The sequence below is a fragment of the Aneurinibacillus sp. UBA3580 genome, from assembly GCF_002375825.1.
Classification (GTDB): Bacteria; Bacillota; Bacilli; order Aneurinibacillales; family Aneurinibacillaceae; genus Aneurinibacillus; species Aneurinibacillus danicus.
In genome coordinates this window covers 1-14,824 of record NZ_DFMZ01000121.1, presented here as the reverse complement: position 1 = coordinate 14,824, position 14,824 = coordinate 1, and the positions used below count along the sequence as shown (strand labels likewise).

14 protein-coding genes are annotated in these 14,824 nt (G+C 45.4%); all 14 read right to left on the bottom strand.

The features are described from left to right. Window positions 1-1,111 (bottom strand): (Fe-S)-binding protein (locus B2899_RS16725; protein ID WP_286887267.1); only part of this gene is annotated, 1,111 nt, incomplete at its 3' end. Between the two features lies 1 nt (window position 1,112). Further along, the gene (locus B2899_RS16720) at window positions 1,113-2,513 is read right to left on the bottom strand and encodes an FAD-binding oxidoreductase (RefSeq protein WP_286887269.1); all 1,401 of its coding nucleotides are present in this window, start codon (window positions 2,511-2,513) and stop codon (window positions 1,113-1,115) included. Between the two features lie 33 nt (window positions 2,514-2,546). Continuing rightward, complete coding sequence (locus tag B2899_RS16715) at window positions 2,547-3,254, bottom strand: FadR/GntR family transcriptional regulator (protein ID WP_286887266.1); 708 nt, start codon at window positions 3,252-3,254, stop codon at window positions 2,547-2,549. A gap of 398 nt (window positions 3,255-3,652) precedes the next feature. Then, the gene (locus tag B2899_RS16710; RefSeq protein WP_286887265.1) at window positions 3,653-4,792 is read right to left on the bottom strand and encodes an NADH-dependent flavin oxidoreductase; all 1,140 of its coding nucleotides are present in this window, start codon (window positions 4,790-4,792) and stop codon (window positions 3,653-3,655) included. A gap of 250 nt (window positions 4,793-5,042) precedes the next feature. Further along, window positions 5,043-5,438, bottom strand: coding sequence for an IDEAL domain-containing protein (locus B2899_RS16705; RefSeq protein WP_146809254.1), 396 nt, complete (start codon window positions 5,436-5,438; stop codon window positions 5,043-5,045). 135 nt (window positions 5,439-5,573) lie between these two features. Next, a complete protein-coding gene (locus tag B2899_RS16700; RefSeq protein ID WP_146809253.1) occupies window positions 5,574-5,999 on the bottom strand; it encodes an Rrf2 family transcriptional regulator in 426 nt (141 codons plus the stop codon). A 346-nt stretch (window positions 6,000-6,345) separates the two neighbouring features. Next, a complete protein-coding gene (locus B2899_RS16695) occupies window positions 6,346-7,188 on the bottom strand; it encodes a 3-hydroxyacyl-CoA dehydrogenase NAD-binding domain-containing protein (protein WP_146809252.1) in 843 nt (280 codons plus the stop codon). A 66-nt stretch (window positions 7,189-7,254) separates the two neighbouring features. Beyond that, entirely contained in the window at window positions 7,255-8,517 is a 1,263-nt protein-coding gene (locus tag B2899_RS16690) for an ABC transporter substrate-binding protein (protein ID WP_146809251.1), read from the bottom strand. 35 nt (window positions 8,518-8,552) lie between these two features. Further along, entirely contained in the window at window positions 8,553-9,263 is a 711-nt protein-coding gene (locus B2899_RS16685) for an ABC transporter ATP-binding protein (protein ID WP_286887268.1), read from the bottom strand. Then, window positions 9,256-10,026, bottom strand: a complete 771-nt coding sequence (locus B2899_RS16680; RefSeq protein WP_286887262.1) for an ABC transporter ATP-binding protein — start codon at window positions 10,024-10,026, stop codon at window positions 9,256-9,258. Before B2899_RS16680 ends, B2899_RS16685 begins: the two co-directional genes overlap by 8 nt. Before the next feature lie 18 nt (window positions 10,027-10,044). Beyond that, a complete protein-coding gene (locus tag B2899_RS16675; RefSeq protein ID WP_146809248.1) occupies window positions 10,045-11,064 on the bottom strand; it encodes a branched-chain amino acid ABC transporter permease in 1,020 nt (339 codons plus the stop codon). A 7-nt stretch (window positions 11,065-11,071) separates the two neighbouring features. Then, window positions 11,072-11,941, bottom strand: a complete 870-nt coding sequence (locus tag B2899_RS16670; protein ID WP_146809247.1) for a branched-chain amino acid ABC transporter permease — start codon at window positions 11,939-11,941, stop codon at window positions 11,072-11,074. A gap of 282 nt (window positions 11,942-12,223) precedes the next feature. Then, complete coding sequence (locus B2899_RS16665) at window positions 12,224-13,816, bottom strand: class I adenylate-forming enzyme family protein (protein WP_146809246.1); 1,593 nt, start codon at window positions 13,814-13,816, stop codon at window positions 12,224-12,226. A 22-nt stretch (window positions 13,817-13,838) separates the two neighbouring features. Next, window positions 13,839-14,603: an SDR family NAD(P)-dependent oxidoreductase gene (locus B2899_RS16660; RefSeq protein ID WP_146809245.1), complete on the bottom strand. Its 765-nt coding sequence runs from the start codon at window positions 14,601-14,603 to the stop codon at window positions 13,839-13,841. Between the last annotated feature and the right edge of the window lie 221 nt (window positions 14,604-14,824).

Genomic DNA, 14,824 nt, shown 5'->3' with positions numbered 1-14,824 from the left:
GGACAATATTATAAATTCCTGCTGAACCACAGCACATATTTGCATCTTCCATCTCTACGAACTCAATCCCCGGTATGCTTGTCAGAAGTTCGAGCGGTTCTTTCACGACTTTTTGTACATTCGTCATATGACAGGACCGTTGATACGTCACCCGTTCACCCGAACGTGTCTGCAAGTCAGGCAGGCCGCCGCACGCAGCAAGTACCTGGCTGATGTCTCTCGATTTTGCGGAGAACACGTTCGCTCTGTCAGCCCATTCTTTCTCATTTGCAAGCAAGTGGCTGTATTCATACAACATAGCGCCACATCCTCCGGCGTTATTTACGATGAAGTCAATATCAGCCTTTTCAAATGCGGCGATATTTTGCCTGGCAAGCCGCTTTGCTTCCTCTATTTCTCCGGAATGCGCGTGCAACGCGCCGCAGCATGTCTGTTTTGGAACTACAAGAACATCACAACCCGCTTCTGCGAGCAGCAGTACAGATAAACGATTGATACGTTGAAACATCGCATCCATAATGCATCCTGTAAAAAAACCGATTGTATACTTCTTTTCGCCTTTTGCTTTTACTCTGACAGGGGCTTGATTGCGTTCCGCAGGCGAAACGGCCGGAGGTGTGATTGCCTCAAAATCGCCCAGATGATAGGGCAATTTCTTCATAATTCCGGACGCGCGCGCCGCTTTTTGCAGCCCGCTTTTTTGATAAAGCCAAAGCGCGCTGGCGGTAAGTTTCATGATTCGGCTGCTGGGAAATACTTTTCTGAACATAGTCTTTCGCAGAAGGCGAACGGGAGCGGAAAATTTCTTGCGTCTGACGAGCGCTGCCCGTGCCGCTTCGAGAATCGAACCGTACTCAACTCCCGTTGGACAGGCCGTTTCGCAGGCACGACAGCCAAGGCATAAATCAAGCGGCTCTTCGAGTACCGATAAATCCGTAATTCTCCCTTCGCCGACCATTTTCACAAGGTTAATCCGGCCCCGCGGGGAATGTGTTTCTTTTCCCATCGTGGCATAGGTCGGACATACGGGCAGACAATAGCCGCACTGTACACAACTGTTTGTTTTTTCATACTGAAATTCTTCTCGCAATTGTTCGAGAGACTGGCTCATGTTAGCTCAACTCCAATTTTTGTCCTGGTTCCGGAAAAATTTTGCCGGGATTCATGATGTTGTTCGGGTCCCATACTTTTTTAATACGCTTCATCATATCCAGGCCGATGGCTCCCAATTCCATCTCCATAAAGGGAGCTTTCATTGTTCCGATGCCGTGCTCGCCGGACAGCGTTCCGCCGAGTTCAATCGCCGCTTTAAAGATTTCAGCAACCGCCTGTTCTACACGGCGCATTTCTTCCCTGTCGCTTTTATCGCAAATAATATTCGGATGAAGATTACCGTCACCTGCGTGACCGAATACGACAAGATGAACACGATACCGATCCCGAATTTCCTGCAGCTTTGCGCACATTTCCGGAATTTTGCTGCGTGGTACGGTAGCGTCTTCTGAAATTTTCGTTGGTTTGATACGGACGATAGCCGGAGATACGAGCTTGCGGGCTTTCCATATCTCCGCTTTTTCGACTGCATTTTGCGGAATGCGAATATCGCGGGCCCCTACGGATTTGCATAGCCGGGATACCTGTTGAACCTCATCCTTCACGGCGGCGGGATGGCCGTCCAGTTCGATCAAAATAATCGCTTCTGCATCCACGGGAAGACCGAGCGGTTCATAATTTTCAACCGCTATGATCGACGCCTGGTCCATCAACTCCATTTTGGAAGGCAAAATACCGGCCGATAGGATTTTTGAAATGGCGCTTCCGGCGTCAATCAGGCTATCAAATACAGCCATAACCGTCTCGGAAGCAGGTGGTTTCGGGAGAAGGCGCAGCACTGCTTTCGTAATAATGCCGAGTGTGCCTTCCGATCCGACAATGAGTTTCGTTAAATCGTAACCCGTCACATTTTTTACTGTGCGGCCGCCGGTTTTAATGATCTCTCCCTCAGGGGTAATGACTTCCAGGCCAATCACATAATCTTTGGTCACTCCGTATTTCAATCCTCGCGGGCCCCCCGAGTTCTCGGCCAGATTGCCGCCGATGGTAGAAACATGGGAACTGCTCGGATCAGGAGGATAAAATAAGCCTTTTTGTTCGGCCGCTTTATGGATATTCGCCGTTAACACACCGGGCGATACAACGGCAATTAAATCTTCTTCGTTTATTTCAAGCAAATCGTCCAGCACCGATAAATCGAATACCATGCCGCCGTGAACCGGAAGCGGTCCTCCGCTTAAGCAGGTGGACTGACCACGCGGATAGACGGGAATTTTTTCACGATTAGCAAATTTCACAAGTGCCGCCAGCTCTTCCACGCTTTTTGTCTGAATAACAACGTCCGGCAGGAATGTACCAAAGGAACCGTCAAACGAATAGCTGAAACGATCGCTTTCACTCGTTAGGACATTGCCAGTTTTCACGATGTTTATCACTTCTTCAATATGAGCAGATGTCATTGCCTTCATGTAATCTTCTCCCTTCCTGTCTGGCTATATCGAATAATCTTTTAAGAACAGACTTAACTTCTTCTCCGCATTTTTTAAATGAATGACACACTGGATTTTAGCCAGCTCTGGCTCTTCCGCTTCAATGGCCAGCAGAATATCCTTATGTTCTTTATATACAGCCTGGCGTTTTTGTTTTAATTTCATATTAGGCTGGAGAGTAATCTTTAGTGTCCTTTCATAAAGAGCAGAAAGACTTTCTAGCATTTGAATCATAATGGGATTTTGCGTAGCCAGAATAATCGAACGGTGAAATTCTATATCGGCATCCATTCCACTTTTGCCCTCATCGAGCGATTCGTTTTCAAGCCGTTTTAATACCTGCTTCATTCTCTCGAGCTGTTTGGGCGTACGTCTGAGCGCGGCCAGATACGCTGCTTCAGGTTCCAAGATCTTTCTCATTTCAAATAAATGTTTAATGCTTTGTACGTCATCGCTTTCGATTCGCATGCGCTGCAAGATAGCCGGGCCTGCCACCTCTTCTACATAACTTCCTCCTCCTTGACGGGAGGAGATGACACCGGCTGCCCGCAGCACGCTTAACGCCTCCCGGATAGGGATCCTGCTTACGCCGAAGCGCGCGGCCAGTTCCATCTCTGTGGGCAATTTTGAACCCGGAGGAAATTGTCCGGTTTCGATCAGATTCAATAATTCACGTGATATGACCTGTGAAATTTTTTCTTTTTGAGCCATCCTATGCCCCCATATTTTCATGTCTCTTTTATTAAATAGAAGCTAATAATTTGTCTAGCAAATCTAATAAATTTGTATAACAAATTAAACCGTTTTAATAAAGATAATTTTGAATTTTTCGTTTTCCACACTCCTTTTGTTTTTATAATAACCATAACATCAAAAAAACACAATAAAATTTGTAATACAAAAATTAGCCTGTATTAGGAATTTGTATAACAACTATTTGTTTTTTCTTCTTTTACCTTAACTACATTCAACTCGTATCCTCATTCATTTCTTCCGTCCTTGCCATACATTTTCTAAAATAAAAAATAGGATAGTAGCTCCTATATGGAACTGACTATCCTAATACAATACAATCTTAATTTAAGAACCGAAGATTGGCTTTTTCAAATTCACAAACGCCCAGATGTTTTCACAACAGGGAACCAGCCAGGAGTATTCATAATTGCTTGCCAGAGCGGGTCCGGAATCACTAAACGGGCTTGATCATCTTGTGTCACGGTAGTTTGGATTTCTGTTTCCCGTTCCTGCTCAATTTTTTCTACCCAGTCTGGTTCAATGATGATTTCACGTCCGAGTGCGATTAGCGGAACGCCGGTTTGCAAAGCTTTTAAAGCGTCATCCGGTGTACGAATGGAACCAACGCCAATGATTGGCACCAGATGACCAACGCGTTCCTGGATTAACTCTATGCGTGAACGTGTACTCTCAACACCGCGTCTCGGATGAGACCAGAAATCCATAAGCGATACATGGATATAGTCGAGCTGTTTATCTGCAAGTACATCGAGAAACGCAAGTGTGTCAGCCATGGTGATTCCAGGAGTTTCCGCCTCTTCCGGTGACAGGCGGTAACCGACAAGGAACGGATGCTTGGCATGTTCAGCTACAACCTTTTTCACCTCATCTATAACTCTTAGGGGGAAGGTCATTCGTTTTTCCAAGCTTCCACCCCAGCGGTCGTCACGACGGTTTGAATGTGGTGAAAAAAACTGCTGAATTAAATACCCGTTGGCCCCGTGTATCTCTACGCCATCAAAACCTGCTTCAATCGCCCGGCGCGCGGTCTCACCAAAAGCGCGTATCATTTCTTCAATTTCCTGATCAGTTAACGCCCGAGGCACTACAGCCCCTGGCTGCTCCGCTGCAATGGCGCTTGCGCTTACCGTTTCTCCATTTGGAACCAATTCAGGCGGGCACATTCTTCCACCGTGGAAGATCTGCAAAACAGCTCTGGTACCTTGTTCCTTAAGTGCAGTGGCTAAACGACGTAAACTGGGGATCATGTCGTCACTATCCGCACCAAATTCACCGGCAAACCCTTTTCCGTTCGGAGTTACGTATGCGCAAGCAGTAATGACCATGCCGACACCTTTTGCCCGGCGAATATAATAGTCTATTTCAGCATCTGAAACTGTCCCATCTGCATTCGAGGAAAAGTTCGTTAGTGGTGCCATGACAATACGGTTTTTTAATTGAACACCGCTGCGTAGCGCTAGCGGTTCGAACAATAACTGATATTTTGAATTCACGCGGTCTCCACCTCTGTTTTCTATGAAAATCATTAGGAAAGAAAGAGGGGAAGAGGGAAGAAGATTTAAAGAAGAAAAAGGCCTTCGCCTTTTTCTACATTAAACTCCTCTCCTCATTCTTTTCTCTCTTTTCCTTCGTACCACTAAAGTCAGCCGTCCTTCCCTTAAACAGCAATAATGTTAGTATACTTGATAAAATGAGCGAATATGAATGGTCTGCTTTTCAATACCTGGACAGATTTCTCAGTTCTCATTCCTTTATACCGTATTTCCCCAGTCTATTTCCAAAAGTCGTATCCCCTGTATTCTTTTTTCTATCCCCTTCAGAACCCTGTCTAATGGAGTTTAATTTCGTGGACAGCTCCATAAACCAATGTTCATCTTTCGTTAATAGCGCCAGGTCAATTAAATGGAGAATTTGTTCCTCGGTGTCTATTACCGAAATAGGTAATTTTTCAACCCATTTGCTTAGGGTTTCAATGGTTTTTCCAATCGTTTTTTCATTATCACATGCAATAACGTTTACTTTCACTGTCCCTTGTAATGGATTTACAGTTTCAATATAACCTCGTATCAATTCTCCATTCTCTGACTTCCCCTTGACCCAATCCCCCACTTCCAATTGCCATTTGTTATTTGTCATCATCGGCATTCACCCCCGAATTAAGTGTTATAAAAATAATTACAGTTGACTTATAAAAAAGAATCCTTTTCTATGTTGAAGAAGAAACCACCATCTATCTGTAATAAAAAATATTACAGATAGATCAAAAAAATTTGATCAACATCGCTGACACTGTTTAATTTTTTCCAAAACAGAACTAATTGTAAGTTGGTCTAAGTACTTTTCAAAATAAACTTCAGCCTCATTGAAAATTTGATCCATAACCACCTGGATATTGGATGAGATCAGACAAGTTTGTTCTGACTCTCCTGTACACCAGTGTGGTTTGAATGTTCCACATGAGACGGTGCGATAAATCTGAGCCAACGTTATCTCTTGAGGATTGTGATTCAGGATATACCCCCCACCGATCCCCTCTTTTGTCTTTACAAATCCATTTTTACGCAAGCAACTCATGATCTTTCGAATTCTTGCCGGGTGTGTAGAAACATTTTGCGCAATCAACTCACTACTAGCCATATGATCAGGTAAATAGGCTAAAAAGACTAAGCTGTGCACGGCTATGGTAAATTCACTATTCACTTAATCCATTTCCTCCTTAAGAAGGATAATGTAATCTTAATGTATTCAGTTTATAAAGTCAAGAAAACGAAGCCGGAATAGGCACTGTCCTCTCCCCGTATTGACATTTTTTCCGATGGTGGCAGCATAACGAAATGGGTCGTCGACTTCAGGGAAATTCTCAAATAGATAACGTTTGATGTTTCAACATTTGTTTTGTGGTGAGAAGACAGGGAGGCTGGAAGTAAGAAGTTGGATGCGCCCTGCACCCCGGCCAAAAAAAGCCTGCCTTCTCTTTCCAACCCCGTATCCCCTCTTTTCCTGCCTCGAACTACGAACGCAGGATACGATATCAAAGCCGATTTATCTAGTACTGATAGAAACCTTTACCTGTTTTTCTGCCTAAGTTCCCTGCGCGAACCATCTGCCGTAGCAACGGAGCAGGACGGTACTTCGGATCACCCGTTTCCGTATGCAGCGTTTCAATCACAAATAGCAAAGTGTCCAGCCCAATTACATCCGCTAAAGCAAGCGGTCCAATCCGGTGACTTGCCCCTAAGATCATAGCTTCATCAATTTCTTCCTTCCGGCAAATATCTTCCTGCAGGACAAAAATTGCCTCATTAATCATGGGAATTAATATACGGTTAAACACAAAAAGAGGAGATTCCTTGACCTCTATTGCTTTTTTACCCAGGCTTTCGGTAAACATGAAGGCTGTTTGTACAGTCTGATCATCGGTTTGTGCTCCCCGCACAATCTCAACCAGCTTCATTTTAGGTACGGGATAAAAGTAATGGGTACCAACCAACCGCCGCGGATTCGCAAGCACGGAAGCAATCTCCGTGATATTTAAACCCGACGTATTTGTTGCAAAAACTACGTCTTCTCGCAGGATGGATTCAAGCCTGCGAAATACCTCTTGTTTGACAGACGTTTTCTCGATAACTGCCTCTGTCACATAATCGGCAGTGGCAAGTTCCTTCCAATCTGTAGATCCATGAATTCTTCCAATAATCAAATCTCTCTCGTCAACTGTAAACCTTTCCTTCTTTACCGCACTATGAAGCTGGGTTTCGATGACCGCTAATCCCTTGCTTAAAGCTTGACCGTCTATATCAAATAAGATCACCGTATATCCAGCTTCGGCACATGCCTGGGCAATACCGGCTCCCATTGTTCCGGCTCCTACGACAGCAACTTGCTTCATTTTTCTCCCCCCCATCTATCAGAGGGGCAGATGTTATTTTGTTCAACACCCGCCCGCCCTCATCCTTTATTTACCAACTTCATATTTGATAACATCAGAGGCTTTGACCATTTTTCCATCCTGATCCTTGATTATGATAACGGACGTTGTTCCATAGTGATTCTCAGGAGTATAGGTGACATTAAAGGCTAGCCCCTCGTTCCAATCCTTGAGTGTTTCCAGCTGCTTCATAAAGTTTTCGCGGGATAAGTCGTCTCCAGCTCTACGAAGTCCCTCTACAAGAACCTCGGCTTCTGCCCATCCCCATAAGGCCGGTCCACTAGGATTGACACCTTTGGCGTACTTGCCAAGCGCTTCCTCGTATTTCTTCACTTTTGGATCGTCTGACCCCACCAGGGCAGTCCAGCTGGAGCTATAGACATTCTTCCAGGCTTCTCCTGCTAAATTAAATAAATTGTTATCCGCGCCTCCTACACTTGTAACCATAAATGGCACATTCACTCCCACCTTATGCAGTTCCTTTTTGTAGGCGGCAGTTGATTTGGTAATGGTGAAGGAAAGGACAACATCCGGATTTGCTTCCTTCATTTTTAATGCAGGGGAACTGAAATCTACATCGGTCGTATTGTAAGGAATCTCGGCCACCGGTTGAATCCCTTTTTTCTTTAATTCATCAATCGCCGCATTATAACCGCTTTTTCCAAAATCATCATTCTGATAGAATATTCCTATCCTCTTCGCTTTCAATTCATCCACAGCATAGTTGACAAAAATCCGGGCTTCTACCCCATAATTTGTGAGCAAGCCGTAGACGTTAGGAATGACAGGATTCACAAAAACGTCTGCACCGCTGGAAACACCGACAACAGGGATGCCCTCCTTTTTAAATTGTGGTAATGCCGCTTTATTGCAAGAAGTACAATCGTTTCCGACAATGGCAAATACTTTGTCTTCTTCAATTAACTTTTTCGAAATCGCAACCGCACGGGATGGCTGATATTCCTCATCATAGGTTACAAGCTTCAGCTTTCGGCCGTTTACTCCACCCTGTTCATTCACATATTGAAAGTAAGCGTCCACCCCTTTGGCAATCGCTCCATAGAAAGCCGCCGGACCGGATTGGGTTGCCCAGTTTCCAATAAGAATTTCAGAGTCTGTAATTCCGGGAGCGGACTTGCCCGCCTCCTGTTTCGCAGATCCAGTGCTTTTTGGTGCTTCCGCATTGGTTGGTGCACTCGTAGTCCCGCCACCGCAAGCTGATAGGAGCAAGCTGAAACTAACGACTACACTTCCAATAGCCATTAAACTTTTCCTGTTGATTTTTACCATTAATTTTTCCCCCTTTTTTGAAATGAATATGATCTTTAGGATGTAACTCCTAAATATAACTCCCGTACCCGATTATCTTTCTTCAATTCAGTTGCCTTTCCAGACAGGGCAATTTGGCCATTTTCTAAGACATAGGCATAGTCTGCTATGGATAAAGCCAGGTGAGCATTTTGTTCCACTAACAGAATAGAAGTACCTGTCCGGTTAATATTTTTGATAATTTCAAATATTTCCTTTACAATAATGGGAGCCAGACCCAACGAGGGTTCATCTAACAGCAGAACCTTTGGTGCTGCCATCAACGCCCGTCCGATCGCTAACATCTGCTGCTCTCCACCGCTTAATGTTCCTGCAAATTGAGCCAGTCTTTCCTTCAGGCGGGGGAACATCTCCAATACCTTTTGTAAGTCTTCTTTCACCATGGCTCGATCACGTCGAGCGTACGAGCCGATTCGTAAATTTTCCAAAACAGTCAGTTGAGGAAACACCTGGCGATTTTCCGGACACTGAATGATCTTTCTTTTCACGATTTGGTCCGGTGATTTTCCGGTTAATCCCTCTCCTTGATACATTAACTTCCCAAACTTCGGCTTTACTACACCTGAAATCACTTTAAGGGTGGTAGTCTTTCCGGCGCCATTCGCCCCTAATAACGTGATAATGGAACCCTCCGGTATTTCCAGACTCATATTACGAAGAGCCTCAATATTCCCATAGCTTGCAAAAATATTTTCAAGTTTAAGCACTTTCATCCCCCTCTCCTAAATAGGCTTCAATCACTGCGGGATGTTGTTGAATTTCCGCGGGTAATCCTTCCGCAATTTTACTCCCGAAATCAACCACAGCGATCCGGTCGGAAATCTTCATCACTAGAGACATGTCATGTTCAATCATAAAAACAGTAATACCCCAGTCATCGCGCAGCCTGCAGAAAAACTCCCCCATACGTTCGGTTTCCGTATGGTTCATACCCGCCACCGGTTCATCAAGCAGCAGCAGCTTTGGTTTAACCATCAGGGCACGGGCAATATCAACCATTTTTTGCAGCCCGAACGGCAGGTTTTTAACGATCTCATGGGCAATATACTGAATCTCCAACAACTCGAGGATTTCCTCTGCCTTCTTCAAGACCTCCCGCTCCTCACGGCGAAATCCCGGCAAGAAGAAACTGCTGCTAAAGACTCCGCTTTTTAACTGCGGATGCAGCCCGGTTCGGAGATTATCCAAAACGCTCATATTTGCAAACAGCTCTACGTTCTGAAAGCTCCGGGCAATACCGGCTTTAATGACCTGGTGGGGTTTTAAGGACAATATATTTTTCCCCTCAAACATAATTTGACCTTGGGCCGGTTGATAAAAGCGCGAAATCGTATTTAACACGGTGGTTTTGCCGGCTCCGTTAGGGCCAATCAAACTAAAGATTTGATTTTTCTCTACATAGAGATCAAGATGATTGACGGCTGTCAAACCGCCAAACCGAACTGTAACCCCTTTCATTTCGAAAAACATGCTTTTCACCTCCTTACATTACTTCTCCGAGCCAACAGCTTGTTTAGATATAGAGGCTGTATCAAGTGATTTCTCGTTCGTTTGGTGATCGGCTGGTTTCATCGTCTTCTTTCTTTTCCACCTGGATCTGATGCTTATCAGTCCATCCGGAAGGAAAAGGATAACAAGAACTAATGCTACTCCTGTTAGAACAAGTGACAAACCTGGAACTTCGTCGGTGAGTTGCGGAATCATCGTTAATAGGATAGCCCCCAGGTAGGAACCCGGTATCGAGGCGAATCCGCCTACAACCACCATGGCCAGAACAAGAAACGAAATACTAAGATTAAAATCGTGGGGACTAATAAAGCCGATAAAATGGGCATAAAGGCTCCCGGCCAATCCCGTGTAAAAAGCGCTGATACTAAACATGAGCGCTTTATATAAAGGAACATTAATCCCCATCGCTGTTGCCGCAATTTCGCTCTCCCTAATCGCAACAAATGCGCGGCCCATTCTGCTGTTGATCAAATTATTGATCAGCCAGGTCACAATAAGCGTAACCACAAGCAGGAGGTAATACATTTTCACATCCGAATCAAAGGTATATCCTAAAATGGATGGTTTATCAGGAAATAATCCAGAAAATCCTCCCGTTAGCGAATCCCATTTCAAGAGCAATTCCGGAATCGCCACCCCAAATCCTAGCGTTGCCACCGCCAAGAAATGGCCGCTCAATTTTACTGCGGGTAACCCGACAACAAAACCAACCAAAGCGGTAAAGAAGCCGGCTAAAGGCAAGGCTAACCAAAAGGGAATGCCTAAGGAAAGGGTAAAAATAGCGGATGCATACGCCCCAATTGCCAAAAAGGAAGCGTGTCCAATCGATATTTGCCCGCCATATCCGATAAGAAGATTCAGGCTCATGGCGATGATGACGTAGATAAAGATTAAGCTGCCGGAGTAAAGCAGGTAATTTACTCCTCCCGCTACTACAGGAAATAAAAACATGAGGAAAATGCAGAGATACGTAATCTTTTTGCGTGTATGCTGATCCATTCTCTGATCACACCTTCTTTACTTGTTTAATTCCGAGCAGCCCTGTTGGCTTGACGTATAAAATTAAGATAATCAGAAAGAACACAAAGGCTGTTTTTAACTCTGCAGAAACATAGCCGGCTACTAAATTTTCAAACAAACCGATAGATAGACCGCCAATCACCGCACCAGGCAAACTGGAAAACCCCCCAAGCACTGCCGCTGCAAACGCCTTAATCGCAACTTCCCCCATCATATTCGGATCAAGGAAGGTAGTGGGAGCTATCAGAAGCCCTGCGATTCCTCCAAGGACAGCGCTAATCGCCCATGTCAGCGAGAAAATGGATCCAACACGAATCCCCATCAATTCCGTCGTTCCCAGATTTTGAGCCGCTGCCCTCATGGCAAGGCCGACCATTGTATAACGGAAAAGATAGAAGAAAAGAAACATAAGAGCTATAGTCAAGGTAAAGATTAAAATTTGATTCGGTGTTACCAGCATACTTCCCAAAGAAATCGGCTCCCCTTTAATCGCTTCCGGAAAGCTGGCAGGTTCGTATCCCCAAATCATCCCCGCTATACCCCTGAACGCCATGTAAAGGCCAAGTGTCAAAATAATTTGGCTTAATACAGGTGCTTTTTGTACCGGGCGCATGAAAACCCTTTCAACAATAATGCCAAAAACGGCCGCAAATACAAGAGCAAGCAGGAAAGAAAGCCAGTATCCCATCCCCCACGAATGAATAAGAGTAAAGCCCACAAACGTGGAAATCATCGCCATTTCCCCTTGGGCAAAGTTAACCAAATCGGAAGTTTTATAGATCAAAACCAATCCTAACGCAGCTAATGCATATAAACTACCTGCAGCTAATCCGCTTACAATTTGTTGGGTTAACATACATTCACCTCTCTCAGCCAAATTTTGCAATTTCATATAAATGATCGACAATGAGATCATCTCTATTTGTTACATCATTACCGTTTCATTGGATGCCTCCTCCCGATATCTTGTTTTGTTCTCCATATATTGCAATACTGATGCCAACCCAACAAACGAAAAAAAAGAAGTTTATCAACGTAAATACAGTTTCTTTTTTGTTACAAGCTTCAACATTTGATTCCTATAGGAATCGGTGATGAATTTTGTAATCGCTTTCATAATATTCCCACAAGTGATTTACTATTTGTATAGCAGCCCGTTTTTCAGGTACGATTTTATAATCTTGCCGCCTGGATTTCTCGGTAGCTCCGGAATGAACTCCACAGCCGTTGGTACCTTATACTCGGCCAATCGCTCCCGCACAAACTGCTTTACCTCTTCCTCTTCGATTTGAACATCTGCTTTCGGCACGACAAACGCTTTCACCGTTTCCCCGTATATCCTATCTGGAACTCCAACCACAGCCGCCTCCAGGATGCCCGGATGGTTATACAAGACATTCTCGACTTCTATCGAAAAAATTTTTTCCCCTCCACGGTTAATCATGTCCTTCATTCGATCCATAATGTAGACAAACCCGTCCCCATCGATGACAGCTATATCGCCGGAACACCAGAATCCGTCAGTAAAAGAGCGCCTGTTTGCTTCCTCATTGTTCCAATACCCTTCTATCACCGTCGGTCCTTTAATCAAAAGCTGTCCTACCTGCCCGGGTGCACATTCCTCTCCGTTTTCATCGATCACTTTAATTTCTGCGACGGGAATGGGCATACCAACGGAATGAAGCTTCTCCTTTGGGGCGTGACGCGGCATAATGGTCGTAGGTGAGGAGGTTTCTGTTGCCCCGTAGGCATTATGGAGTTCCGCTCCCGGAAACGCTTTCTTCAAATTTGAAATCGTATCCATAGACATCGGCGCTCCGCCGAACGCCAGGGTACGGACGGCATGGTACGTATGCTTCGCGAAATCAGGATGAGACATCATCATCACATAGATCGTTGGTACATTAAACAAAAAGGTAATGTTTTCTTCAGCCAGCAACTGAATATACCTATCGGTTTTGTATTTTTCCATCAGCACCGAGGTTCCCCCTACCTGCACCATATGCAGGAGCTGTCCCACAAGTCCGGTCACATGAAAAAGCGGCACAGCAATCAGGGTCTTCGTCTGGCTGTTCGTTTTCAGCACATTTTCGTAGCTTATCGCCCCGTGAATAACGCCCAGGTGGCTTCCGATAGCCCCTTTCGGTACGCCGGTCGTCCCGGACGTATACATGATAAACAGCGGATCGGTTTCGCGGATGTCTACCGTAGGAGCCACTGCAGGCTGCAGCAAAATCTCAAACAGAGAATACTCTCTCCTGGCTGCCGCCGCGTTTCCGATCAGAAAAAAGTGACGGACGCTGGAAATATCCGTATTGTCCCTCAACCTTTCCACCTTGTCCACGCTTTCTCCATCGAAAAGCAAAAGCGAGGCGCCGGAATGGTTCAGCATATAAGACAATTCTTCTTCTTTTAAGCGAGTATTCAAAATTACGGCAATCGCGCCGATTCGGGCACAAGCAAACACCAGCAGCGCAAACTCAATGCGGTTTCCGATCAGCAGCGCGACCCTATCGCCTTTCCGAATGCCGTAAATATCGGACAGATTGCCCGCAACCTTTTCGACCCGCTCAGCGAACTCCCGGTATGTCACCCGTTCTTCCGCCGAGACAAGCGCTTCTTTATCCGGAAAACTCGCCGCTGTCCGTCCAAGCATATCCATGATGGTTTTAGGTCTGTGCACAAACACTTTCAATTGACGGTTAAAATGTGTTTCTACTGCTATAGTCATCACTGTCCTCCTGATCGTTCGTTTATCTTGCGGTCCATCCGCCATCAATATTAAGTATCTGTCCCGTCACATAGGAAGAAGCGTCTGAGGCAAGAAATACTACCGGTCCAGACAAATCGGAAAGCTCGCCAACCCGCTTTTGCATCGTCGCGTTAATAATTTGCCGGTATCGTTCCGGGTCGTTCAACCACTCTTCCGTCATCGGCGTTCGAATGTAAGCCGGTCCGAGAGCGTTCACCGTAATATTATAAGGAGCCAGCTCTTCCGCCCATACTTTGGTCAGCTGGTTGATTCCCCCTTTGCTAGCTGCATACGATGTCTGATACGGCATCCCGATTGTCCCAAGGATAGAAGAAATGTTAATAATCTTTCCATACCGCTGCTCCATCATTTGCTTGGCCACAGCCTGCCCGACAAGGAAAATCCCCTTCAGGTTCACGCTCAATACACGGTCCCAGTCGCTTTCTTCCACCTCGATGAGCGGCTTGCGAATGTTCATGCCGGCGTTATTGACCAGAATATCAATAGAACCATAGCGTGCGACCGTTTCTGCAACCAGCCCGTCAATCTGCTCTTTCTTCGTCACATCGCATGGAAGATACGCAGCGTCAAAACCCGCTTCCTGTAGTTGTTCTTCTGCTGCCCATCCTTCTTCTTCTCCGCGGCTTGTAATGACGACCCGCGCGCCGTAAGCGCCAAGCGCGTACGCCATTCCGAATCCTATTCCTTTGCTTCCACCGGTAACCAGTGCGGTTCTGCCTGTCAAATCAAATGTCGGAATATCCATGGCTCTCTTCCTTTCTCTTCAATTTTTCTGCTTGCCATTATCGTTTAGCAATTTTTATGCCATGTGTATGTGCCTACATTCCCCGTCCGCAAGAAACTTATATCTATATGTATAAATTTATAGAAAACCGCCATGGCGTCTCAGCCGCAACCCCGACATGAAAATGCAGAGAAGAGCGGCTGACTCTTGTGGTACGAAGGAAAAGAGAGGAAAGAATGAGG

Coding starts and splice junctions, on each gene's coding strand:
- B2899_RS16720 (WP_286887269.1), bottom strand. CDS start 2,513: ATGACATCTGCTCATATTGAAGAAGTGATAAACATCGTGAAAACTGGC.
- B2899_RS16715 (WP_286887266.1), bottom strand. CDS start 3,254: ATGGCTCAAAAAGAAAAAATTTCACAGGTCATATCACGTGAATTATTG.
- B2899_RS16705 (WP_146809254.1), bottom strand. CDS start 5,438: ATGATGACAAATAACAAATGGCAATTGGAAGTGGGGGATTGGGTCAAG.
- B2899_RS16695 (WP_146809252.1), bottom strand. CDS start 7,188: ATGAAGCAAGTTGCTGTCGTAGGAGCCGGAACAATGGGAGCCGGTATT.
- B2899_RS16690 (WP_146809251.1), bottom strand. CDS start 8,517: ATGGTAAAAATCAACAGGAAAAGTTTAATGGCTATTGGAAGTGTAGTC.
- B2899_RS16680 (WP_286887262.1), bottom strand. CDS start 10,026: ATGTTTTTCGAAATGAAAGGGGTTACAGTTCGGTTTGGCGGTTTGACA.
- B2899_RS16675 (WP_146809248.1), bottom strand. CDS start 11,064: ATGGATCAGCATACACGCAAAAAGATTACGTATCTCTGCATTTTCCTC.
- B2899_RS16670 (WP_146809247.1), bottom strand. CDS start 11,941: ATGTTAACCCAACAAATTGTAAGCGGATTAGCTGCAGGTAGTTTATAT.
- B2899_RS16665 (WP_146809246.1), bottom strand. CDS start 13,816: ATGACTATAGCAGTAGAAACACATTTTAACCGTCAATTGAAAGTGTTT.
- B2899_RS16660 (WP_146809245.1), bottom strand. CDS start 14,603: ATGGATATTCCGACATTTGATTTGACAGGCAGAACCGCACTGGTTACC.